The organism is Streptomyces noursei (assembly GCF_001646665.1).
Taxonomy (GTDB): Bacteria; Actinomycetota; Actinomycetes; order Streptomycetales; family Streptomycetaceae; genus Streptomyces; species Streptomyces lavendulocolor.
Window position 1 is genome coordinate 67,062 of sequence record NZ_LWBU01000011.1, and the last position, 22,352, is coordinate 89,413.

23 protein-coding genes are annotated in these 22,352 nt (G+C 72.9%); 13 read left to right on the top strand and 10 right to left on the bottom strand.

Translation table 11 applies throughout. The features are described 5' to 3' along the window. The first annotated feature begins 81 nt into the window (after positions 1–81). The 4 genes from A4V12_RS01070 to A4V12_RS01085 all read left to right on the top strand — a co-directional run bounded on the left by A4V12_RS01070 (position 82) and on the right by A4V12_RS01085 (position 4,192). Positions 82–924: an NAD(P)H-binding protein gene (locus A4V12_RS01070; protein WP_423550085.1), complete on the top strand. Its 843-nt coding sequence runs from the start codon at positions 82–84 to the stop codon at positions 922–924. Between the two features lie 123 nt (positions 925–1,047). Then, on the top strand, positions 1,048–2,325 hold the full coding sequence (locus A4V12_RS01075; RefSeq protein ID WP_064067236.1) for a sensor histidine kinase: 1,278 nt from the start codon (positions 1,048–1,050) through the stop codon (positions 2,323–2,325). Then, positions 2,322–2,981: a response regulator gene (locus A4V12_RS01080; RefSeq protein ID WP_064067237.1), complete on the top strand. Its 660-nt coding sequence runs from the start codon at positions 2,322–2,324 to the stop codon at positions 2,979–2,981. Before A4V12_RS01075 ends, A4V12_RS01080 begins: the two co-directional genes overlap by 4 nt. Positions 2,982–2,992: 11 nt before the next feature. After that, entirely contained in the window at positions 2,993–4,192 is a 1,200-nt protein-coding gene (locus A4V12_RS01085; RefSeq protein WP_064067238.1) for a cytochrome P450, read from the top strand. 27 nt (positions 4,193–4,219) lie between these two features. Here the strand turns inward: A4V12_RS01085 and A4V12_RS01090 are convergent, their stop codons facing one another. Both A4V12_RS01090 and A4V12_RS01095 read right to left on the bottom strand, forming a co-directional pair. Continuing rightward, a complete protein-coding gene (locus tag A4V12_RS01090) occupies positions 4,220–5,719 on the bottom strand; it encodes an ABC transporter permease (RefSeq protein WP_234372039.1) in 1,500 nt (499 codons plus the stop codon). Positions 5,720–5,775: 56 nt separating this feature from the next. Beyond that, on the bottom strand, positions 5,776–6,666 hold the full coding sequence (locus A4V12_RS01095) for an ABC transporter ATP-binding protein (RefSeq protein ID WP_064067240.1): 891 nt from the start codon (positions 6,664–6,666) through the stop codon (positions 5,776–5,778). A gap of 62 nt (positions 6,667–6,728) precedes the next feature. On the opposite strand from A4V12_RS01095, the gene A4V12_RS01100 reads away from it, so the two are divergent. Next, the gene (locus tag A4V12_RS01100; RefSeq protein WP_064067241.1) at positions 6,729–7,220 is read left to right on the top strand and encodes a GbsR/MarR family transcriptional regulator; all 492 of its coding nucleotides are present in this window, start codon (positions 6,729–6,731) and stop codon (positions 7,218–7,220) included. 21 nt (positions 7,221–7,241) lie between these two features. Continuing rightward, positions 7,242–7,484 carry a hypothetical protein gene (locus A4V12_RS01105; RefSeq protein WP_159028804.1) on the top strand — a complete coding sequence of 81 codons (243 nt, stop codon included), beginning with the start codon at positions 7,242–7,244 and terminating at the stop codon, positions 7,482–7,484. A 3-nt stretch (positions 7,485–7,487) separates the two neighbouring features. On the opposite strand, the gene A4V12_RS01110 is transcribed toward A4V12_RS01105, so the two are convergent. Next, positions 7,488–8,291 (bottom strand): hypothetical protein, encoded by an 804-nt coding sequence (locus A4V12_RS01110; protein ID WP_064067243.1) that lies wholly within the window; start codon positions 8,289–8,291, stop codon positions 7,488–7,490. A 174-nt stretch (positions 8,292–8,465) separates the two neighbouring features. Between A4V12_RS01110 and A4V12_RS01115 the strand changes: the two genes are divergently transcribed. Further along, complete coding sequence (locus tag A4V12_RS01115) at positions 8,466–9,749, top strand: adenylosuccinate synthase (RefSeq protein WP_064067244.1); 1,284 nt, start codon at positions 8,466–8,468, stop codon at positions 9,747–9,749. 34 nt (positions 9,750–9,783) lie between these two features. Here the strand turns inward: A4V12_RS01115 and A4V12_RS01120 are convergent, their stop codons facing one another. Further along, positions 9,784–11,805, bottom strand: a complete 2,022-nt coding sequence (locus A4V12_RS01120; protein ID WP_064067245.1) for a serine/threonine-protein kinase — start codon at positions 11,803–11,805, stop codon at positions 9,784–9,786. A 228-nt stretch (positions 11,806–12,033) separates the two neighbouring features. Here A4V12_RS01120 and A4V12_RS01125 point away from each other — a divergent pair, with 228 nt between their 5' ends. The 5 genes from A4V12_RS01125 (at position 12,034) to A4V12_RS01145 (ending at position 18,032) form a co-directional block, all read left to right on the top strand. After that, positions 12,034–12,933: a glycoside hydrolase family 19 protein gene (locus A4V12_RS01125; RefSeq protein ID WP_064067246.1), complete on the top strand. Its 900-nt coding sequence runs from the start codon at positions 12,034–12,036 to the stop codon at positions 12,931–12,933. 204 nt (positions 12,934–13,137) lie between these two features. Then, positions 13,138–16,143: an FG-GAP-like repeat-containing protein gene (locus tag A4V12_RS01130; protein WP_079136716.1), complete on the top strand. Its 3,006-nt coding sequence runs from the start codon at positions 13,138–13,140 to the stop codon at positions 16,141–16,143. A 265-nt stretch (positions 16,144–16,408) separates the two neighbouring features. After that, positions 16,409–17,251, top strand: a complete 843-nt coding sequence (locus A4V12_RS01135) for a hypothetical protein (protein WP_064067247.1) — start codon at positions 16,409–16,411, stop codon at positions 17,249–17,251. A gap of 107 nt (positions 17,252–17,358) precedes the next feature. Beyond that, on the top strand, positions 17,359–17,625 hold the full coding sequence (locus tag A4V12_RS01140) for a hypothetical protein (RefSeq protein WP_234372029.1): 267 nt from the start codon (positions 17,359–17,361) through the stop codon (positions 17,623–17,625). Further along, a complete protein-coding gene (locus A4V12_RS01145) occupies positions 17,622–18,032 on the top strand; it encodes a hypothetical protein (protein ID WP_064067249.1) in 411 nt (136 codons plus the stop codon). The genes A4V12_RS01140 and A4V12_RS01145 overlap by 4 nt, the downstream gene beginning before the upstream one ends. Before the next feature lie 49 nt (positions 18,033–18,081). Here A4V12_RS01145 and A4V12_RS01150 read toward each other — a convergent pair whose 3' ends face one another. Genes A4V12_RS01150 through A4V12_RS01160 form a run of 3 tightly spaced genes read right to left on the bottom strand, consistent with a single transcriptional unit; the run spans position 18,082 to position 19,575 of the window. Continuing rightward, positions 18,082–18,528, bottom strand: a complete 447-nt coding sequence (locus tag A4V12_RS01150) for an SRPBCC family protein (protein WP_064067250.1) — start codon at positions 18,526–18,528, stop codon at positions 18,082–18,084. Positions 18,529–18,562: 34 nt separating this feature from the next. Further along, positions 18,563–18,799, bottom strand: a complete 237-nt coding sequence (locus tag A4V12_RS01155) for a DUF397 domain-containing protein (protein WP_064067251.1) — start codon at positions 18,797–18,799, stop codon at positions 18,563–18,565. Continuing rightward, positions 18,796–19,575, bottom strand: a complete 780-nt coding sequence (locus A4V12_RS01160) for a helix-turn-helix domain-containing protein (protein ID WP_234372030.1) — start codon at positions 19,573–19,575, stop codon at positions 18,796–18,798. Before A4V12_RS01160 ends, A4V12_RS01155 begins: the two co-directional genes overlap by 4 nt. 214 nt (positions 19,576–19,789) lie before the next feature. On the opposite strand from A4V12_RS01160, the gene A4V12_RS01165 reads away from it, so the two are divergent. Further along, a complete protein-coding gene (locus A4V12_RS01165; protein WP_079136717.1) occupies positions 19,790–20,224 on the top strand; it encodes a hypothetical protein in 435 nt (144 codons plus the stop codon). On the opposite strand, the gene A4V12_RS01170 is transcribed toward A4V12_RS01165, so the two are convergent. The 3 genes from A4V12_RS01170 to A4V12_RS01180 all read right to left on the bottom strand — a co-directional run bounded on the left by A4V12_RS01170 (position 20,169) and on the right by A4V12_RS01180 (position 22,259). Continuing rightward, positions 20,169–20,993 carry a putative protein N(5)-glutamine methyltransferase gene (locus tag A4V12_RS01170; protein WP_064067254.1) on the bottom strand — a complete coding sequence of 275 codons (825 nt, stop codon included), beginning with the start codon at positions 20,991–20,993 and terminating at the stop codon, positions 20,169–20,171. The two genes, A4V12_RS01165 and A4V12_RS01170, sit on opposite strands and share 56 nt — an antisense overlap. A 184-nt stretch (positions 20,994–21,177) precedes the next feature. Beyond that, positions 21,178–21,657, bottom strand: a complete 480-nt coding sequence (locus A4V12_RS01175; protein ID WP_064067255.1) for a MarR family winged helix-turn-helix transcriptional regulator — start codon at positions 21,655–21,657, stop codon at positions 21,178–21,180. Then, complete coding sequence (locus A4V12_RS01180; protein WP_064067417.1) at positions 21,654–22,259, bottom strand: type 1 glutamine amidotransferase family protein; 606 nt, start codon at positions 22,257–22,259, stop codon at positions 21,654–21,656. Before A4V12_RS01180 ends, A4V12_RS01175 begins: the two co-directional genes overlap by 4 nt. Positions 22,260–22,352 lie beyond the last annotated feature (93 nt).

Here is a 22,352-nt window from a genome sequence, read left to right on the forward strand (position 1 = left end):
ACCGGGGAGTTCCGGTCGCGTCGCCGAAGCGCCGGTGGTCGAGGACCGTGGCTGACCGCAACGGTTCATAGCGTCGGCCCCATGAAGACGAACCGCGACAACGACATGACCCTCGTGACCGGGGCGACCGGCACCGTCGGCCGCCAGGTCGTCGCCGAGCTGCTGCGCCTCGGCCGCCCCGTGCGAGCCCTGACCCGCGACCCCGCAAAGGCGGACCTCCCCGGCGGTGTGGAGGTCGTACGGGGCGACCTGACCGACCCCGAAAGCCTCACCGCCGCGCTGGACGGCGTGTCCGGCCTGCACCTGATCACCTTCGGCGGCGAGTACTTCGCGCCCCTGGAGACCGGCCCGCGCATCGTGGAACTGGCCCGGGAGGCCGGCGTACGGCGCGTCACGGTGCTCAACGGCGGCGGGCCGACCCCGCTGGAGGACGCGGTGCGCGCGAGCGACCTGCCGTGGACGGTGGTCACGCCGGTGGAGTTCATGGCGAACGCGCTGGAGTGGGCGGACGGCATCCGTACGCGCGACGAGGTGTGCGAGCCCTTCACCGGCCGGCTCAGTGCCATGGTGCACGAGGGCGACATCGGCGCGGTGGCGGCCGTGGCCCTCACCGAGGACGGTCACGCCGGGCAGGAGTACCTGGTCACCGGCCCCGAGCTGCTGACCGTCCGGGACAAGGCGGACGCCATCGCGGCGGCGCGCGGCCGGGCGGTCCGGCTGGTGGAGCTGTCCGAGGCGGAGGCGGTCGCGCGGTGGCGGGCGGAGGGCCGGCCGCAGGACGTGATCGACTTCCTGCTGGAGGTGTACGGGGACACCCCGCCGGAGGGCCGCACCGTCCTCGACACGGTCGAGAAGGTCACCGGCCGGCCGGCCCGCACCTTCGCCGAGTGGGCCCGGGCCCACGCCGGGGCGTTCCGCGCCTGACGGGCGCCTGCGGCAGGCACGCCGGCCGGCACGTGCGGGCGGCGCGTAGTACTCCAGGGGGACGCGGAAGGATCCGCATCCAAGGTGACGACCGCGTCCCCGCCCCCGCATACCGTTGCCGACGTGACCGACACCAAGACCCGCAGCCCCGAGTACCGGATGGCTCACGGCATGTTCATGGGCATGCGCCGCGAGCTGCTGGACGACGCACTCGCCTACCGGCCGCTGACACCCATGGCCACCGACGGCCCGGTGAGCAGGCGGCTGCCCCGCTTCATACGCGTGTACGTGGCGTGGTTCCCGCACGCCCTCGTGGTCGGGGCCGCCCTGATCGTCATGTCGATCGGGTACACCGAGGGCAGGCCGGTCACGGGCATCATCCCGGCCGGCGCCATCCTGCTGACCCTGGTCCGGCCCGTCGCCGCGTTCTGGGTGTCCCTGGCGACCGCCCCGTTCGTGAGCGTGATGTCGGGCTACTGGGACGGCTGGCCGTGGGCCCCGACCAGCTTCATCGGCCAGCTCACCGTCATGACGGTGGTCGCGGCCCGCACCCGCCCCCGCACCGCCGCCTGGATGTGGGCGCTGACGGGCGCGTTCGGGTTCTTCTGCGAGGTCTTCCTCAGCCGGGGCGGCAGCACGTCGACCTGGCCCCTGCTGGTCACCTCCGCCTTCGTGCTGCTGTGCGTCACGGTCTTCCACACCCGCCGCGCGGCGAAGGAGGAGGTCACCGCCCAGCAGACGGTCACCGCGCAGGAGCGGTCCAGGCGCACCCTGCTGGAGGAGCGCACCACCATCGCGCGCGAGCTGCACGACGTGGTCGCCCACCACATGTCGGTCGTCGCCATCCAGGCGGAGGCCGCGCCGTACCGCGTGGAGAACCCGCCGCCCGAGCTGGAGCAGGCGTTCGCCACGATCCGCGAGAACGCGGTCGCCGCGCTGGCCGAGCTGCGCCGCATCCTCGGCGTCGTACGGGCGGAGGACTACGAGGCGCCCGACGCGCCGCAGCCGACGCTCGCCGACCTCGAATCGCTGATCGCCAACGTCCGCGAGGCGGGGCTCACCGTGGACGCCACGGTGACCGGCGCGGCCCGGGAGCTGCCGCAGGGCGTGGAGCTGTCCGCGTACCGGATCGTCCAGGAGGCGCTCAGCAACGTGCTGCGGCACGCTCCCGGCGCGTCGGCCAAGGTGGAGGTGTCGTACGTGCTCGGCGGGCTGGGCCTGCGGGTGGTGAACGGGCCGCCGCGCGGCCTGGTCAAGCCCTCGCCGGGCGCCGGGCACGGGATCACGGGCATGCGGGAGAGGGTGGCGATGCTGGACGGCGAGATGACGGCGGAGACGACCGGGGACGGCGGCTACGAGGTGGCGGCGTTCATCCCGGCCCCGAGGCAGGAGTCGGCATGACCATCCGCGTACTGATCGTCGACGACCAGATCATGGTCCGCGAGGGCTTCTCGGTGCTGCTCAACGCGATGCCCGACATCGAGGTCGTCGGCGAGGCCGTCAACGGCCGGGAAGCGGTCCGGCAGGTGGAGGCACTCCGCCCGGACGTGGTCCTGATGGACATCCGCATGCCCGAGATGAACGGCATCGACGCCACCCGCGAGATCGTCGCGGCGGACGGCGACGCCAAGGTGCTCGTCCTGACCACCTTCGACCTGGACGAGTACGTGTACCAGGCGCTGCGCGCCGGTGCGTCGGGCTTCCTGCTGAAGGACGCCTCCGCGCGGCAGCTCGCGGAGGGGGTACGGGTCGTGGCGGGCGGCGAGGCGCTGCTGGCGCCGACCGTCACCAAGCGACTGATCACCGAGTTCGCCCGGACCGCCGAGACGGCCCGCCCGCCGGCCCTCGCCCAGGTGGGCGATCTGACCGAGCGGGAGACGGAGGTGCTGGTGCTGATCGCCCAGGGCCTGTCCAACGGCGAGATCGCCGCCCACCTGGTGGTGGCGGAGTCGACGATCAAGACCCATGTCAGCCGCATCCTGGTGAAGCTCGGGCTGCGGGACCGCACGCAGGCGGCGGTCTTCGCGTACGAGGCGCGGCTGGTGACCCCCGGCTAAGGTCTCCGCCCATGGATTTCGACCCGTGGTCCCCCGCCTTCGTCGCCGATCCCTACCCCGCCTACGCCGAGCTGCGCGCCCGCGGCCGGGTGCACTGGTTCGAGCCGACCCGGCAGTTCCTCGTCCCGCGCCACGCGGACGTGTCCGCGCTGCTGCGCGACCGGCGGCTGGGGCGGACGTACCGGCACCGTTTCACGGACGAGGACTTCGGCCGTACGCCGCCGCCCGCCGCTCACGAGCCGTTCCACACCCTCAACGACCACGGGATGCTCGATCTGGAGCCGCCGGACCACACCCGCATCCGGCGCCTGGTGTCGAAGGCGTTCACCCCGCGCACGGTCGAACGGCTGCGGCCGTACGTCCACCGGCTGGCGGACGACCTGGTGGGCTCCCTGGTCGCCGAGGGCGGGGGCGACCTGCTGGGCGCCGTCGCCGAGCCCCTGCCGGTCGCCGTGATCGCCGAGATGCTCGGCATCCCGGAGTCCGACCGGGCGCCGCTGCGGCCCTGGTCGGCCGACATCTGCGGGATGTACGAGCTGAACCCGGACGAGGAGACGGCGGCCCGTGCGGTCAGGGCGTCGGTGGAGTTCTCTGCCTACCTGCGGGAGCTGATCGCGGAGCGGCGCGCCTCGCCCGGCGACGACCTGATCAGCGCCCTGATCGCGGCCCACGACGAGGGCGACCGGCTCAGCGGGCAGGAGATGGTGTCCACCTGCGTCCTGCTGCTGAACGCCGGCCACGAGGCGACGGTCAACGCCACGGTGGGCGGCTGGTGGACGCTCTTCCGCCACCCGGAGCAGCTGGCCGCGCTGCGCGCCGACCCGGGGCTGGTCCCCACCGCCGTGGAGGAACTGCTCCGCCACGACACCCCGCTCCAGCTCTTCGAGCGCTGGGTGCTGGACGACATCGAGATCGACGGCACCGTCCTCCCGCGCGGCTCGGAGGTGGCCCTGCTGTTCGGTTCGGCCAATCGGGACGCGGACGTCTTCGACCGCCCCGACGTCCTGGACCTGTCCCGGGCGGACAACCCCCACATCTCGTTCGGGGCGGGCATCCACTACTGCATCGGCGCCCCGCTGGCGCGGATGGAGCTGGCCGCCTCGATGACGGCCCTGCTGCGGCGCGCCCCGGCGCTCCGGCCGGTGCGGGAACCGGAGCGCCGGCCGGGTTTCGTGATGCGGGGACTGGAGGGTCTGCTGGTCGAGGTCTGAGGCCGGGCCGGCCGGGGGCCCCGGTCCTCAGCTCCGCAGGTCCCGCCGCCGGAACCCGGCCAGACCGGCCGCCACCAGCGCCGCGGCCAGGCCGGTGAGGAGCACCACCGGGGCCCAGGCCATCTCCGTGCCCGGCAGTTTCGGCAGGTGGGCGTAGGGCGACAGCTCCAGCACCGCCCGCGGGAGGTCGAGGGAGGGGCCGATCCAGCCCAGGGCCAGGCACAGGCCCGCCACGCCCCACGCCGCGACGGCGGCCCCGGGCCACGCCCCGTACAGCAGCACCGTCAGGCCGCCGAGCACCCAGACGGCGGGGAGCTGCGCGAGCGCGGCGCCCAGCACCGGGCCGCCGTCCCGGCCGTACGCGAGGGTGAGCCCCGCCGCCGCGGCGGCCATCAGCACGGCCGCGCCGCCGAAGGCGACGGCCAGGTGGCCGGCGGCCCACCGGAGACGGCTGACCGGACCGGCCAGGACCGGTTCGGCGCGCTGCGACGTCTCCTCGCCGTGCAGGCGGAGCACCGATCCGACGATCCAGAGCGCCGCGACCATGCCGAACAGGCCGGTCAGGGTGGCCAGGAAGGCGTTCTCCAGGCCGGCCTGCCCGCCCATCCGCTCGAAGATCCGCCGCGCCTGCTCGTTGTCGCCGACCAGGTCGCTCGCGCCCTCCACCATGCCGCCGAAGACCACGCCCGCGACCAGGAAGCCGAGCGTCCAGCCGAGGAGGGAGCCACGCTGGAGCCGCCACGCCAGGCCGCCCGCCGTGGCGATGCGGCCCTCCGCCGGACCGGGCCGCGCGGGCAGGAAGCTCATGCCGACGTCCCGGCGCCCCGCGAGCCCGTACGCCACCGCGCCCAGGACGACGGCCGCCGCCGCCATGAGCGGCGGCACCCACCAGCGCTCGCCGGCGAAGGCGCGGACGTTCTGCGCCCAGCCGATGGGGGAGGCCCAGGTCAGGGCGGGGGAGTCACCCGCGTCCCCGGCCGCCCGCAGCACGAACGCGAGGCCGAGGACCGTCGCCGTGAGGCCCTTGGCGAGCCGGGCGCTCTCGGTGAGCTGGGCGACGACGGCGGCCACGGCGGCGAAGACCATGCCGGTGCCGCCGACGGCGAGGCCGAGGGCGAGGGCGCCGCCCGCGCCTTCGCCGGCGAGCCCGGCGGTGATGATCAGGGCGACCGCGGCGTCGGCCACGAGCGCGGTGAGCAGGGCGGCGGTCAGGGGTGCCCGGCGGCCGACCCGGCCGGCGGACAGCATCTCCTGGCGGCCCGTCTCCTCTTCCTCCCGGGTGTGCCGGACGACGATGATCAGGCTCATGACGGCGGCCAGCACCGCCGCGAAGGTGGTGTACCGCCAGGCGACCAGGGCGCCGGTCGAGTCGCCGAACACCGGCCCGTACAGCGAGCGCATCGAGCTGTTGGCGGTCATGGAGGCGGCGAGGGCGGCCCGCTCGGCGGGGGTGTCGTACAGCGCGCCCAGCGGTCCGGCGCCGCCGGCGACCATGCCGCCGGTCACCAGGGCCCACAGCGGCAGCATCAGCCGGTCGCGGCGCAGCGCCAGCCGGGTGAGGGCGGCGGTCCCGGTGTACGCGCTCACCGCCCGGTCTCCTCGTAGTGGCGGAGGAACAGCTCCTCCAGGGTGGGCGGGGTGCTGGTCAGGGACCGCACACCGCTCCGGGTCAGGCTCGTGAGCACCGCGTCCAGGCGGTCGCTCTCCACCTGGAGGCGGACGCGGCCGCCCTGGACGTCCAGGGCGTGGACGCCCGGCAGGTGGGCGAGCCCGTCGGGCGGTCCGGCGAGTTCGGCGGTGATGCTGGTGCGTGTGAGGTGGCGGAGTTCGGCGAGGGAGCCGGTCTCGACGGTGCGGCCCTTGCGGATGATGCTGACGCGGTCGCAGAGGCTTTCGACCTCGCTGAGGACGTGGGAGGACAGCAGGACCGTCCGGCCGCGTTCGCGCTCCTCGGCGACGCACCGCTTGAAGACCTCCTCCATCAGCGGGTCGAGGCCGCTGGTCGGCTCGTCGAGGATCAGCACGTCCACGTCCGAGGCGAACGCGGCGACGAGGGCGACCTTCTGCCGGTTGCCCTTGGAGTAGGTACGGCCCTTCTTGGTCGGGTCGAGTTCGAACCGGTCGACGAGTTCGGCGCGGCGGGCCGGGTCGAGGCCCCCGCGCAGCCGGCCGTACAGGTCGATGACCTCGCCGCCGGAGAGGTTGCGCCACAGCGTCACGTCGCCGGGGACGTACGCCACGTGCCGGTGCAGTCGGACGGCGTCGTGCCAGGGGTCGCGGTCCAGGAGCCGGACGGTGCCGGAGTCGGCGCGCTGGAGGCCGAGCAGGACGCGGATGGTGGTGGACTTGCCGGCGCCGTTCGGGCCGAGGAAGCCGTGGACCTCGCCGGTCGCGACGGTCAGGTCGAGCCCGTCCAGTGCGTGCGTCCGCCCGAAGGACTTGTGCAGTCCGGAGACGCTGATGGCGTTCGTCATGTTCGTGAACGTACGGTAGTTTCACAAACTTGTGAAGTTAAGGAACCGTATAAAGTCGACCCATGTCCCAGGAGCAGCAGAACGAGGAAACACCGGCCGCCCGCTTCGTCGAGCGCTTCGCCGCCGAGCTGACCGAGGCGGGCATGCAGCGCATGGCTGCCCGCGTCTTCGCCGCGCTGCTCGCCTCCGACAGCGGGGCGCTGACCTCCGCCGAGCTGTCGGAGCGGCTGCGGATCAGCCCGGCCGCCGTCTCCGGGGCCGTCCGCTACCTCACCCAGATCGGCCTGGTCGGCCGTGAGCGCGAACCGGGCTCACGGCGCGACCGCTACGTGGTGCACGACGAGCAGTGGTACGAGACCTTCGCCCGCCGCGACCAGCTGCTCACCCGCTGGGAGGCGATCCTGCGCGACGGCGCCGGGACGCTGGGGGCGGACACGGCGGCGGGCGCGCGGGTGGCCGACACGGCGGACTTCTTCGCGTTCCTCCGCGAGGGGATGGTGGAGCTGCTGGAGCGCTGGCGCGACCACCGCGCCGCCACCGCCCCGGACCGCTGATGCGATCATGGACGGATGTCCATGGCCTTGCGTCGTACCGCCGCCGTCATCGTCCTGCTCGCCGGAATCGCCCTCGGGTTCTGGGTCGTCTTCGGATCGCCCCACGACTGGGCGGGCGGCATGCGCCTGCTGAAGTTCGCCCTCGGACTGACGTCCCTGGGCATGATCACCGCCAGTGCCTGGCTGATGTTCCCCGGCTCCCCGGACGATGACGACGACGACATCTCCCCGCACCCCATGACGGGCCCGCTGGACGCGCTGTAGGGGTCATCCCACCGGCAGGGTGAGCGACCAGGCGGACGGCCGCAGCGTCCAGGTGCGGGTCCACACCGGGCCCGTCACCAGGGCGTCCGCCCGGTAGCGGAACGAGGCGCCCGAGACGGTGATCCGCGTCGCCTCCGCCCTGACCGGCTCGGCCGCCCGGGGGCGCACGACCACCTCGGCGACCCCGCCCCGGGACAGCACCGTCACGCCCTCGACCGGGTCGTCCAGGTCGCTGAGCAGCCGCCCGTCGGCCTCCACCCGCAACCGGTGCGCCCGCATCGCCGGGACGGCAGGGGCGGGGCGGACCAGCGTCCGCACCAGCGACCGGCAGGTCGTCCACACCGACGGCGGCTCGACCACCGCCAGACCCGCCGGCCCCGCCGGGATCCGCAGCCCCCGCACCACCACGCCGTCACTGTCGTCGACCAGCAGGTCCAGCCGCCGCGCCGCCCCGTCCAGCACGGCCCGCGCGGCGGCCACCGCACCCAGCGGCACCCCCAGCGCCCCGGCCAGCTCCACACCGGCGCGCGGACCCACCGGCACCAGCGACAACGCCCCGTCCGCCAGCTCCCGCTCCCGGTGGAGCTGCGCCACCGCCCGCAGCAGCGCCCGGTCGTCGCCGATGACCACCGGCCGCCGCGAACCCCGCCGCGCGAGGGCCCGGGCGAACTCCGCCGGGGTGTCGGCGAGGCAGATCTTCGCGCTCGCCCCGGCGCGGAGCACATCCCTCGCGATCCGTACGGACTCGCCGTCGTTCCGGCGCGCTACCGCGTCGATGACGACCAGCAGCTGGTCGGGAGCCGACACCTCGGTCCTTCCTCGGGTAGCATCTTTGTGCAAGAGCCCCTTGCGCTATTGCGCCAGGGGCTTCGTCTATTCCGGGGCACCCGGTCCGACGGCTCAGGTTGTGTCGTACACCGTCGTACGACGTCCGTACTCCCCGCGCCTTGGACATGCCCCGCCCGGAAGGGGTGTACGCCTGTGCCCGCACTTGTGCTGCTCGGTGCTCAGTGGGGTGACGAGGGCAAGGGAAAGGCCACCGACCTCCTCGGTGGATCCGTTGATTATGTGGTGCGCTACCAGGGCGGCAACAACGCCGGCCACACGGTCGTCGTCGGCGACCAGAAGTACGCGCTGCACCTTCTCCCTTCCGGAATCCTCTCCCCGGGGTGCACCCCGGTGATCGGGAACGGAGTCGTCGTCGACCCGGCGGTCCTGCTCTCCGAGCTGAGCGGACTGAACGAGCGCGGCGTCGACACGTCGAAGCTGCTCATCAGCGGTAACGCGCACCTGATCACTCCGTACAACGTCACCCTCGACAAGGTGACGGAACGGTTCCTCGGCAAGCGCAAGATCGGCACGACCGGGCGCGGCATCGGCCCGACGTACGCCGACAAGATCAACCGCGTCGGCATCCGCGTCCAGGACCTCTACGACGAGTCCATCCTGGAGCAGAAGGTCGAGGCGGCGCTGGAGCAGAAGAACCAGCTCCTCGCCAAGGTCTTCAACCGCCGCGCCATCGAGCCGGGCCGGATCGTCGAGGAGATGCTCCAGTACGCGGAGCAGATCAAGCCCTTCGTCGCCGACACCACCCTGATCCTCAACAACGCCATCGACGAGGGCAAGGTCGTCCTCTTCGAGGGCGGCCAGGGCACCCTCCTGGACGTCGACCACGGCACGTACCCCTTCGTGACCTCCTCCAACCCGACCTCCGGCGGTGCCTGCACCGGCGCGGGCGTGGGCCCCACGAAGATCAGCCGCGTCATCGGCATCCTGAAGGCGTACACCACCCGCGTGGGCGCCGGCCCGTTCCCGACCGAGCTGTTCGACGAGGACGGCGAGGCGCTGCGCCGCATCGGCGGCGAGCGGGGCGTCACCACCGGCCGTGACCGCCGCTGCGGCTGGTTCGACGCGGTCATCGCCCGGTACGCCACCCGCGTCAACGGCCTGACGGACTTCTTCCTCACCAAGCTCGACGTCCTCACCGGCTGGGAGCAGATCCCGGTCTGCGTCGCGTACGAGATCGACGGCAAGCGCGTCGAGGAGCTGCCCTACTCGCAGACGGACTTCCACCACGCGAAGCCCGTCTACGAGTACCTGCCCGGCTGGTCCGAGGACATCAGCAAGGCGAAGACCTTCTCCGACCTGCCGAAGAACGCGCAGGCGTACGTGAAGGCGCTGGAGGAGATGTCCGGCGCGCCGATCTCCGCGATCGGTGTCGGCCCCGGCCGCACCGAGACCATCGAGATCAACTCCTTCCTCTAGGCACACCCGCCCGGACCCGTGACGGGGAGCCCGGTCAGTTCTCCTTGGAGAACTCACCCGGCTCCCCGTCCGCGTCCATCCCGTACACCAGCAGCCGCTCCTTGCCCTGCACGCGCTGGATCCGCAGGTTGGTGGACGCGCCGGACGCCGTGCACTCCCGGTCGGACGCGGCGGTGTCCACCGTGGCCGGGCCCAGCACCAGCAGGCCGCCCGCGCCGCCGAGGACGGCGGTCTCGGCGCAGTTGACCGTGCCGGACAGCGGCTCGCCGGTCTCCTCGTCGGTCCGCGGGTAGCTCTGCTGGAACCGGACCAGCGGCGCCCCGACCGGACCCTGGGTGATGATCACCTCGTGGCTGTAGAGGTCCTGCCGCGGGTCCGACACGTCCGGATTCGGGACGTCCTTCCAGTGCCCGAGGAACTCCTTCGGCACGACACCCGGCCCGGACCGCGCCCGGCGGAACGTGGCGGTCGCCGCGCCCGACGACCACTCCAGCACCTCCGGTGAACGGACGGTCAGCTTCTGGTGGGCCGCCGGTGTGCAGCGCCCGGCCGGGACGCTGGTCGTCACGTCGCTCTCCCCGAACACGATCCGGTCCTCGTCCACCGAGACGAGCGTCGACCGCCCCATGCACAGCCGCTCGCCGCCGACGTGGACGTACACCCCCGCCTTGTCGCCCGGCGCGCCCTGGGCGATCTCGATACGGGCGGTCTCGTACGGAGCGGTGTCGGTGCCCCGCAGGACCCCCTCCCAGGCGCCGAGGAACGTGGCGGGGACGGCGTTGCGGGGCTTGTCCTGCGCGGTCGCGCCCCCGGTGGGCGCGTCCGGTGTCCCGTGGCGTTCCACCAGGCCGTACGCCACGGCGGCCGCGGCGGCGACGGCTGTCACGGTGCCGGCCAGCAGCAGCCGCCGCCCCCGGCGCGGACGCGGGCGGGAGCCGTCGTTGCGGGTCGGGTCGCCGCCCCCGGCCCGGTCGCCGCCCGGCGAGGCGGTGGCGTCCTGCGCCGGACCCCGGCCCTGCCCGGCGCCCGCGCCTTCCGACGCGTCCGCGCCGCCGCCTCCGTGCCGTGCCGGGTCACCGTCCCGTGCCGCGTCCGCGTCCCCGTCCCGCCCGGCGTCACCGTCCTGCCCGGTGTCCCCGTCCCGCGCGGGTGCGCCGTGCGGCGGGGTGCCGTCCTCGTCCAGCAGCCGGGCGGCCATCCTGCCGAGCTGGGCGAGCAGTCCGGCGGGCAGCCACGGGTCGGCGGCCTCGATGTGCGCGGCCAGGTGGGCGGCGGTGGGGCGGGCGGCCGGGTCCTTGGCGAGGCAGCCGCGCACGAGGTCGTCCAGCTCGGCGGGGAGCCCGGCGAGGTCCGGCTCGTCGTGGGCGATGCGGAACATCACGGCGTGCACGCCGCTTTCGGCGGCGCCGAACGGGGCGCGGCCGGTCGCCGCGTACGCCAGGACCGAACCGAGGCAGAAGACGTCCGACGCGGAGGTGACGCGCTCGCCGCGCACCTGCTCGGGCGCCATGAACCCGGGCGACCCGACGACCGCCCCGGTGCCGGTCAGCCCGCCGTCGGTGACCGTGTCGACCGCGCGGGCGATGCCGAAGTCGATGATGCGCGGCCCGTCCACGGTGAGCAGGACGTTCGCCGGCTTCAGGTCCCGGTGCACCAGCCCCGCCGCGTGGATGTGCTCCAGGGCGCGGGCCAGCCCGACGGCCAGCGCCCGCACCGACGCGGCGGGCAGCGGCCCGTACTCCTTCCCCACCACGGTGCGCAGCGACGGTCCGGCGACGTACCCGATGGCCACCCAGGGCGACTCGGCCCCGGTGTCCGCCGCGAGCACGGGCGCGGTGCCGGCGCCCCCGACCTTCTCCAGCGCGGCGACCTCGCGGGCGAAGCGGCGCCGGAACTCGTCCTGGGCGGCGAGCTGTGCGTGCACGACCTTCACCGCGACGGTCCGGCCACCCGCCGACCGGGCCAGGTACACGCGCCCCATGCCGCCGGACCCCAGCCTGCCCAACAGGCGGAACGGGCCGATCCGGACGGGGTCTTCACCAGTCAGAGGGTCCACGCGAACAGAGCATGCCAGAGCCCTCGCGGCCGTCACTCCCCGCCACACGGGCCCGCGGCCGGCTCACCGGCGGGCCGGGCGGCCGGAAAGCCGCTCCGGTCGTCGTGAATGACCGCCCCGCACGCGGGAGTTCGGTGACATCCCCAGCCAAGAAAAGTTGGTCTAGACCTTGACAGGTACAGACCACTCGCGCTTCGGTATGGCCATCCCCCACGGAAGGGCATCCTTATGCTGCGACGCCTGTTGACCCCCTTCGCCGCCTTCGCGGCACTCGCCATGGCCATCGGCCTGGCCGTCCTCCTCCCCGCCACCACCGCCTCGGCCGCCGAGTGCGCGGCGCCGTGGAGTTCCTCCACCGTCTACACGGGCGGCAAGACCGCCTCGTACAACGGCCGCAACTGGCTGGCCAAGTGGTGGACCCAGAACGAGCGCCCCGGCTCGTCCGACGTCTGGTCCGACCAGGGCACCTGCGGCGGCGGCACCGACCCCGGCCCCTCCCCGTCCCCCTCGGGCTTCGTGGTGAGCGAGGCGCAGTTCAACCAGATGTTCCCGAACCGGAACGCCTTCTACACGTACAGCGGCCTGACCGCCGCGCTCAGCGCGTACCCCGGCTTCGCCAACACCGGCAGTGACACGGTCAAGAAGCAGGAGGCCGCCGCCTTCCTCGCCAACGTCAGCCACGAGACGGGCGGCCTGGTCCACATCGTGGAGCAGAACACCGCCAACTACCCGCACTACTGCGACCGCAACCAGCCCTACGGCTGCCCGGCCGGCCAGGCCGCCTACTACGGCCGCGGCCCGATCCAGCTCAGCTGGAACTTCAACTACAAGGCGGCCGGCGACGCCCTCGGCATCGACCTGCTGAACAACCCCCACCGCGTCGAGCGCGAGGCGCCCATCGCCTGGAAGACCGGCCTCTGGTACTGGAACACCCAGAACGGCCCCGGCACCATGACGCCCCACAACGCCATGGTCAACGGCGCCGGCTTCGGCCAGACCATCCGCTCCATCAACGGCTCCCTGGAGTGCGACGGCAAGAACCCGGCGCAGGTGCAGAGCCGCATCAACAACTACCAGCGCTTCACCCAGATCCTGGGCGTCCCCACCGGCTCGAACCTGAGCTGCTGAGACGTCCGGTGAGGGGCGGCCACCGGCGGGTGGCCGCCCCTTCGTCGATCCCGCCCGAAAGTGCCTGACGTGACGCCCGGGGCCGCTGTTACGATCGCCGCGTCTTGTGGGGGAGGGTGCGGCCGGGGGGCCGGGCAGGACACGTCAGCCGTGGCGAGTCGCCGCGCCGTCTTCCCCGCTTCTTCGGTTCCTGGGAGGGGCCCCTTGCCACGTCACGCCCTGACGCGCTCCGGCGCGTCCGTCGTCCTGTCCGTCGCCCTGGCCGGCACCCTCGTGCCGCTCTTCCCGGGCGCGGCGCTCGCGGCGGACGGCCCTGCCGCCGAGGTCGTGGTGCCCGCGCCCGTCCGCTACCAGCCGCGCGCCGACACCGTGCTCGAAGCGGGCGCCGACGGCTTCCTGCACCAGCGGGAAGGCACCAGCGGCACCCTCTGGACGGAGTACGCCACCGGCGCGACCACCCCCCTGACGGCCACCGGCGACGGATACGCCGGCATGCGCGCCGCCCTCGACCCCGCGACGCCGGGCGCGCCCCGGACGGTGAGCATCACCGCGCTGGGCTCCACGGAGACCCGGAAGGTGGAGGTGCCGGAGGGCGCGAGCTGGACCGAGGGCTTCACCGCCGACTCGGTGCTGGTGGCACGGTCGGCGGCGGACGGGTCGCTCGCCTCGCTCGGTGTCGTACGGATGCGGGACGGCAAGGCGGTCGAGCAGCCGGTGACCGGCGTGCCCGGTGGCTTCCGGCTGATGCACGGCGTGGCCTATCAGCGGACGGCCAAGGGCGCGGTGGTGTTCCTGGCCACCCCCGACGGGGCGGTCGAGAAGGAGTACCTCGTCGACTACGCCACCGCCGAGCTGCGTGAACTGCCCGACCACGGGGACGTCGATCTCGAACAGTTCGGCGACCGGCACCTGCTGGACCGGTACGGCGGCGACACCGTGCTCCACCTCCGGACCGTCCCGCGCGACGACCCGATGGCCACGCCCGTGGTGACGAAGCTGCCGTCCCCGCCGCAGGGGTACCGGGTCGACCCCGTCTGGCCGACCCTGATCGGCGACTGGATCGTCTTCGGCTGGTCCCCGGAGAGCTGGGCGACCAAGCTGCCCGGCGTCCGGCTCCAGGCGATACCCGTGGGCGGCGGCGAGGTCCGCTCCCTGCTGGCGCACTCCACCGCGGCTCCGCAGGCCGCCCCCGACGGCAGCCTGCTCGTCACGGGCGGCGCCGGCGCGACGGACTGGGCCGTGCGCCGGATCGGTCTCGACGCGGCCGGCGTACCGGTGGTCACCAAGGTCGATGACGTACCGCCCGCCACCACGACCGTCGACGGCCTCACCCTGGGCGCCGGGGCGCTGCACTACCGGGCCACGTCCGACGCGTCCCCCTACCCGGCGCTGTACGAACGCCTCCTCTCGGTCACGGGTACGCCCACGGCCGGGAACCGGATCCTGCGCCGCTCCGTCCCGGCCGCCGTCGACGCTCTCGTGCCGCTCGGCAACGGCGAGTCGGCGCACCAGACCGGCAGTGACGTCCTCGCCGCGTCGGGCGAGCACGCGGACGGGATGTACGGACGGCTGTCCGGCGGCTCCGGCCGGTACGTCGTGTCGGGCACCGCCACCACCCAGTACGTGGGTGACCTCCAGCGGCAGTTCGGTACGCGCTCCTTCAGCGGCAGGGCCGCGTCCGCGGTGTGGGGCACCACCGTCTGGCTGTCCGACCCCGCCAAGCCCTCCACCGTCTCCTGGTACGACGTGAAGACCAAGGCCACCTCGGCCGCCCTCGCGATCGGCTCCGGCTGCACCCCCGACCGGCTCCAGGCCGTGGGCCGCTGGATCCACTGGAGCTGTGCCAAGGGCGCCAAGGCCGGTGTCTGGGACCAGAAGACCCGGCTGAGCACCCCGGTGCCTTACGGCGACACACAGCTCGGTGACGGGTTCGTGGTGCGCAAGGACGGCGCGGCCGGGAAGCTCACGCTCACCGACGTCCACACCGGCGACCCGGCGGCCGTCAGGACGACCGACTTCGCCTCCGTCCCGGTCGGCGCCGACTGGTCCGTCGACAGGTTCGGCGGCCACGTGGCGTTCACGGACGCCGAGGAACGCATCCACATCAAGCCGGTGACCGTGCCGCGCTCCCCGATCGCCGTCATCGAGGACCGCGTGGACGCCACCGTCCTGAACGTCGCGGACGGCAGGGACGGCGCGTGGCACGGCACGTGGCAGCTCTCGCGGCCCGCCGTCCGCACCAGCATGGAGATCAGGAACCGGGCCGGCGCGACCGTGGCCGCCTGGAGCTCCGGCGACCGCTCCGGGGCGCGGTTCTCGATGGCCTGGGACGGCCGAGGCGGTGCGGACCGCGCCTTCGTGCCCGCCGGCCACTACACCTGGACGCTCAGCGCCGATCCCGGCGACGGCAGCGGCCCGCGCGCGGTGCGCACCGGGACCGTCCAGGTCGCCGACGTGCACCTGCCGTTCCGGGACTACGACCGCGACGGCATCGGCGAGCTGTTCTCACGCAGCGGCAGCGGGCTGACCGCCCACGAGCCGGTCAGGGCCGCGTCCACGACGTCGACCGGCTGGACCGGCGTCAACCACGTCGTGCCGTTCGGCGACCTGGACAACGACGGCTGCAACGACGTCCTCACCCGCGCCACCACCGGCGACCTCTACCGCCACAGTGCCAAGTGCGGCGGAGTCGTCACCCCGACCAGCCCCAAGGCGAAGATCGGTGCGGGCTTCAACGCCTTCGACGCGCTGCTCAGCCCCGGTGACATGACCGGCGACGGCCGTCCCGACCTGCTGGCCCGCGTGCGCTCCACGGGCGACCTCTACCTGTACGCCGACAATGCGGCGGGCGGCATCGGGGGCGGCGTCAGGATCGCCGGGAAGTGGAACGGCCTCACCCTGATCGGCGCGGGCGACCTCGACGGCGACGGCCACGCCGACCTGCTCACCCGTGACGTCGGCGGCGAGCTGTGGCGTCACCGCAGCACGGGCACGGGCGCCTTCCACCCCCGGGTCCTCGTCTTCAGCGACTGGGGAGCGGGACGCGACGCCATCATCGGGGCGGGCGACGTCGACGGTGACGGGAAGAACGACCTCGTCTCCCGCGACGCCAACGGCAAACTGCTGCGCAACAGCGGCCGGGGCGACGGCACGTTCGGCCCCACGGTCCAGATCGGCTCGGGCTGGGGAGCGCGCGGCGCGCTCTACTGAGCCTCACCGGGCCTCACCCGTAGGGGTGAATTCGGCATATGACACAGGGGTGGCCACCGGCGGGTGGCCACCCCTTTTTGCTGCATAACCGCAGGTCCCACCGGAAACCGGTTTTCCCGTCCCCGGATTTCGAATGACCGTATGACCAACGGTCGTTGATTGCGGTGATCGCTTCGCGTGGCGCTACATTCGCGGCACGACAAAACGAAATGCCCCCGCGATGGGCCAACATCCGGGGGCGTGACACCAGGAGCACTACCTCCCGATGCGTGTTTACCGTACCGCGCCCACGCGTGCCTTCACCATCTTCAGCAACGCCCTCCTGCGCGACGCCACCATCTCGTGGTGCGCGGTGGGCCTCCTGACCTACCTCGTCAGCCTCCCCAACGGCGCCAAGGCGTCCATCCGCAAGCTCTCCGAGCAGCGCAAGGAAGGCCGCGACCGGATCGGCGCCGCCCTCCAGGAGCTGGAGGACGCCCGCTACCTCCGCCGCCTGACGCGCCGGGACCGCAAGGGGCAACTGCGAACGGAGTACGAGGTCTTCGACACCCCGTACGATCCCGACGCCCCCGCCGAAGCCCCCGCCGGCGCCCCCGTCCCGGCCCCCACCACCGGGCCCGTCCCTGAAACGGCCGGAAACCCGGCCTCCGGTGGCCCGGACCACGGCGCTCCTGGCCCGCTCCCTCCGGGAGAAAAAACGAGGGTGAAAGAACCTCCCTCCCCGGCGGCCCAGTTGCTCACCTCACTGGGCCGGAGCGATCCACGGCTCGCCCTGGGGGCGGGCGAGGCGGAACGGCTGAGGACCCTGGTCGAGGAGTGGTGGGCGGTCGGAGCCAGTGACGCCCTGATCCGCGAGGCGCTCACCTCCGGCCTGCCCGCCCGTATCCACGCCCCCGCCGCCCTGGTGGCCGACCGCCTCCGCCGCAAGAAGCCCGCACCGCGCCCGCCGGCCCCCGTGCGCCCCGAGTGCGGCGTCTGCGGCACCCCGGTGCCCGAGGGGGCCTCCTGCGCCCGCTGCGACCCCGCCACGCCCGCCGTCGCCGGGTTCGTCGCGGCGGCACTGCGCGGCGGCGCGTCGGTCCGCCAGGTCCTGCGCCGCCGCTGCTGAGAACTCCCGGCCGCCGATCGGCGGCCGGGTCCATCGAAAAGAAACGGAGTGCCATGACCATCGCACTCGAACGCCCCGAGGTGGTATACCGCCGGTATACTGTCACGGTGGCAGACACGACGATCAAGGTTGACCCCGCGGTTCGCGACCGCCTCCAGGAGCTCGCCCGGGATCGCGGTATCACCATGCGCGATCTGGTCGCTCAGCTCGCCGGTGCGACGCCGACCAAGGAAGAACTGGCGAAGCGGCGCGAGGAGACCAAGGCGTACGTCGAGGAGCACTTCCTCGGCGGGCCGTACACGGAACAGGACGCGCTGGCCGGGCGGCAGCTCTGGGACGACGTGGTGTCCGGACGCATCGGGGAGGTCCAGTGAAGCGGGACCAGTACCCGCTGCCGCGCGCGATCGTCTTCGACGACACCGCCGTGCTGGCACTGGGCGGCGGCAACCGCATGGCTTCGCGTCTCGTCGTGGAGGCCGAGAACGACGCCACGCTGAGGATCTGCATCCCGGCCCTGTCCCTGACGGCGGCCGAAGGCGAACGAGCGGGCGTCGCGGAACACGTCGGCGCCCTGCCGTCCGTGGACATCACCGCTCTGGATTTCGCGGGCGCGGCGGCGGTCGGCAAGCGCCTGCGCGTCCAGGGCGACGAATGGAGCAGTGCGCACGCCGTGCATCTGGCCCAGCCCTCGGTCGAATGGCCCCGGGGGCGGCCGGTCCTCAGCGCTGACCCCAAGCGCTACCGAGGGACCGGCGTACGGGTGATCGCCATCGAGCGGTAGGCCCGACGACGACTGTGGGGCCCGGAGCGCGCCCGGGCCCTGTGGCCGGCTACGGGCGTGCCTCCAGAATGTCCTTGAGGTGCTGCTCGTTCTTCGGCATTTCCTTCCTCGCGCGAGTCCGGACGACCAGCGGTACGAGCACCTTCCCGATGCCGTGCGACTCGAAGTTCAGGTCCAGCGTCACGCGCGACCGCTCGCCGTCGCCGATCGGCTCGACCGTCCCGCGCACATGGCCCCGGACGGGGCCGTCGATCCCGTCCATGCGGAAGCTGCGCGGCGGGTCGTACTCGCTCATCTCCATGGTCATCGGCATCCGCCGGTGGCCCACCTGCCGGGTCACCCTGACCCGGGAGCCCAAGCCGCCGGAGACGCGTCCGACCGGGCTGACCGACAGGGCGCTCTCCTGCCATTCGGGCAAGTGGGAGGTGTCGGTCATGTAGGTGAAGACGTCCTCGGGACGACGCGAGATCTCGACGCTCTGCCTGATCGCGGACATGTCGCCCCCTTTCGGGTGATTCCTACCAGTAACCCTACTCGGCCCAGTCGAGGAAGGACCCCCAGGCCGCCGGGGCGACGGCGAGGACGGGCCCGCCGGGGTTCTTGGAGTCACGGACGTGGACGGTGTGGGGGCAGGCGGCCACCTCGACGCAGTTCCCGCCGCTGTCATCGCTGTACGAGGACGTGAGCCAGTCGAAGGCCACCTCGACGCACTCGCCGCCGCCGCTGTCGCTGTAGCTGGACTTGAACCACCGCAGGGTGCTGCTCATCTCTGCTCTCCTGCCAACCGCTCGATGAGGCCCAGCGATTCACGGGTGTCGAGGGCCTGTGCTCGGATCCTCGCATACCGCTGCCCGTACGTACTGACCTTCGCACGGTCCTTGATCAACAGACTCTCGCCCTGAATCTCCAGGTACACGAGGTGGTCGTGCTCCGGTGTCTCCACCAGGGTCATGCCGCCTCGTTCGCCAGCGTGCTCCCCGCTCAGCCCGCAGTCCAGTGGCAGCACCTGAACCGTCACGTTCCGCCTCCGCGCGCACTCCGCGAGGTGCAGCAACTGTCCGCGCATGACCTCCGCGCCGCCGATCGTGCGGCGCAGCACCGACTCCTCCAGGACCAGCTCGACCAGCGCCACCGGCTCCCGCTCGAACAGCTCCCTGCGTGCCATCCTCGCCTCGACCAGCTCCTCCACCCGCCGCTCCGGCAGCGGCGGGTACCCACCGCCGATCAGCGCCCGCGCGTACGCCTCCGTCTGGAACAGCCCGTGCACCACCAGCGTGGCGTAGAGCGACAGGCTCACCGCCTTCTGCTCCAGCAGCGCGTAGTTCTTGAACTGCTCCGGATACTTGTCCAGCCGCACGTACAGCCGCGCCTGCTCGAACAGGCCGAGCCCGTCGCCCAGTACTTTCTCCAGTTGCACCAGCATCGCGTCGCTCGCCGGCTGGGCACAGGTCTCCATGGCGCTCACCGCCGCGCCCGTGAAGCCGATCTCCTTGCCGAGCTGGTCCTGTGTCCACCCTTTCCGGACGCGCATCTTGCGCGCCATGTCCGCCACGAGTCGCGTCGCCGGACCCGCCGTTTCCTTGTTCTCGGTTCGCGCCAAATTGCGTCACCGCCTCGATTCAACCGGTCTCAACCGGTCACAACCCGTCCCCGCCGAATTCGACTGCTGTTGGACGCCCTTTTCCGCAGGTCAACGCGCTTTCTACGGGCTTCCGCAGTCGTGGGGAACGCTAGCCGCGACGGTCCACGATGTCCCTGTGAATGCGCCAAGTTGCCACACAAGAATCGACTGGATTCCGGCGTCCGGATTCCAACTCCGCAAGGCGGGCGTCCAATTCGACGCCGTACGCGTCGACGGGGACGACGGGCGCCGTGCCGCCGACCTCCTGGAGCACATGACCGGCGGCGACCCGGGGCCCGTCGTCATCGAGGCGAACGGGCGCCGGGGTGTGTACTTCCTCCTCCCTCCGGGCGGTACGGCGGGCCGCGCCTGGCCCGCCGGCGCGATGCCGTTCAACGCCTGCCGGGGAACGGTCAGTTATGTGCCGGTGCCCGCGCGCGGCGGGCGTACCTGGCCGCTCGCGTGGCGGTGCCCGCCGACCGCTGCCGACCGGTTCGTCCACCCGTTCCTGCTGCTCAACGTCCTGCTTGCCGTCGAGCGGGCGGCCGCTGCGCCGCCCGGGTCGCGATGAGCACCGTGGCGTACAGGTCCTCGCAGGTCACCACGTGCGGGACGAGTCCGTCGGCGGCGACGACCGCCGCGGCCGCGGACGCCTGACGCTCGCTGGTCTCGAACAGGAGGCTGCCGCCCGGTGCCAGCCAGGCGGCGGCCTCGGCGGTCACCCGGCGCAGCACGTCCAGCCCGTCCGCGCCGCCGTCGAGCGCGACGCGGGCCTCATGGACGCGCGCCTCGGCGGGCAGCAGCTCCACCTCCTCCGTGGGGACGTACGGCACGTTGGCCAGCAGTATGTCGACGCGGCCCCGCAAGCCGGCCGGGAGCGGGTCGTACAGGTCGCCCTCGTAGACCCGCCCTCCCGCCGCCGTGACGTTCCGCCGGGCGCAGCGCACGGCCGCCGGGTCGATGTCGGACGCGTGCAGTTCGGCCCCGCCCAGGGCCGCCACGAGGGCGGCGCCGAGCGCGCCGGTGCCGCAGCAGAGGTCCACCACCACGGGCCGGGGCGGTGCGAGGCCCGCGGCCCGCGTGACGAGGAACTCGGTGCGTCGGCGCGGGACGAACACGCCTTCGTCCACGGCGACGTGCAGACCGTGGAACTCGGCCCAGCCCAGCACGTGTTCGAGGGGATGCCCGGCGACGCGGCGCTCGACCATGGCGTCGAGTTCGTCCGGCGTGCGGGCGGTGGACAGGAGCAACTCCGCCTCGTCCTCGGCGAAGACGCAGCCAGCGGCACGCAGCCTGGTGACGGTGGTGGAGGACGGAAGAGGGGACGGTGTGGCGGACATGGGGGAAGCACAAGCCTTTCGGGACGCCTGTGGGCGCTCCCGTGCGACTCGACGACCCGTGTCTACGAGGTGCGGGAGGGGAGAGCCCTGCCTGACCTGGCGCTGATGGGTCTCACCTCCTCGGTGGGTCTCCTGCCGAACGCGGCAACATTACCCGAAGACCGCCCGGCGGCCACGTGGTTCGTCAGGGACGCGCGGGCTCCTCCGGGGGTCCGGCCGTGACGGAGTCCAGTGCCTCGGACAGCCGCTCCAGGACCCGCGCCGTCTCGGCGAAGGCGTCCGCCCCCAACTCGGCGGCGAGCCGGGCCGCGAAGTCCGCGTGGCCCGGTTCTATGCGGGCGATCGTCCCCCGGCCCAGCTGCGTCGGGGCGAGGAGTTTGGCGCGCCGGTGGGCCGGGTTCGGCAGGTACTCGGCCAGGCCCTCCTGGACCAGCAGGTCCGCGATCCGCTGCACGCTCTGGCGGGTGATGCCCATGGCGCGGGCGATCCCGGAGACCGGCAGCGGCTCGGCCAGCACGGCACCGAGGACCTGCCACCACGAGGCGGTCAGCCCGGCCGGCCTGGCCAGCTTCTCGGAGACGGCGAGGAACTGGCCGTTCAGCCGGAACACGCCCAGTGCCGTCCGGCTGAGGAGGTCCTGGAGCTCCCTTTCCGCTCGGGTCATGAGTTCAGTTCCTCGTAGGCGGCCGGGTCGGAGTCGTGGAACAGGCGGTACCAGGCGTCCAGCCGGCGGCCCTCGAACGCGCCCATCCTGCCCAGCACCTCGCGGGCGAACGCGACCGGTTCGGTCGGCCCGGCCGTGATGAGGTCCCCGTCGGTGACCGCGTCCGCGTCGACGTAGTGCTCACCGCCCTTGTAGCCGGTGGCAGCCAGGTGGAAGGACACGGCGCTGGTGTGCGGGCGGTCGTCGAGCAGGCCCTCCCGGGCCAGTCCCGCCGTCGCCCCGCATATGGCGGCCACGGGCACGCCCGCGTCGAGGAAGGCGCGCGCCTTGGCGGCGAAGGGCGCCAGGTCGTCACCGGAGTCCCAGAGGTCGGCGCCGGGCAGGATCAGCAGCGCGCTGTCCTCGGGCCGCAGCTCGTCGAGGGCCAGGTCGGGGGTGACGCGCAGCCCGCCGATGCTGGTCACCGGGCCCGTGGTGGGGCCGACCGTGCGGATGTCGTAGCCGCTGCGGGCGAGCCAGGCGGTGGCGTGTCCCGTCTCCCAGTCGGCGAGCGTGTCGTAGACGCCGAGGTGAACGGTCTTGCGGGGGTTCGTGCCGGACATGGTGGCCTCCAGAGTGCGCGCGTCCACGGCGGACGCACGGTGCGATGGATCCCGCTCAGTCGTTCGAGCTATGACAGAATGCTGTCATTACGA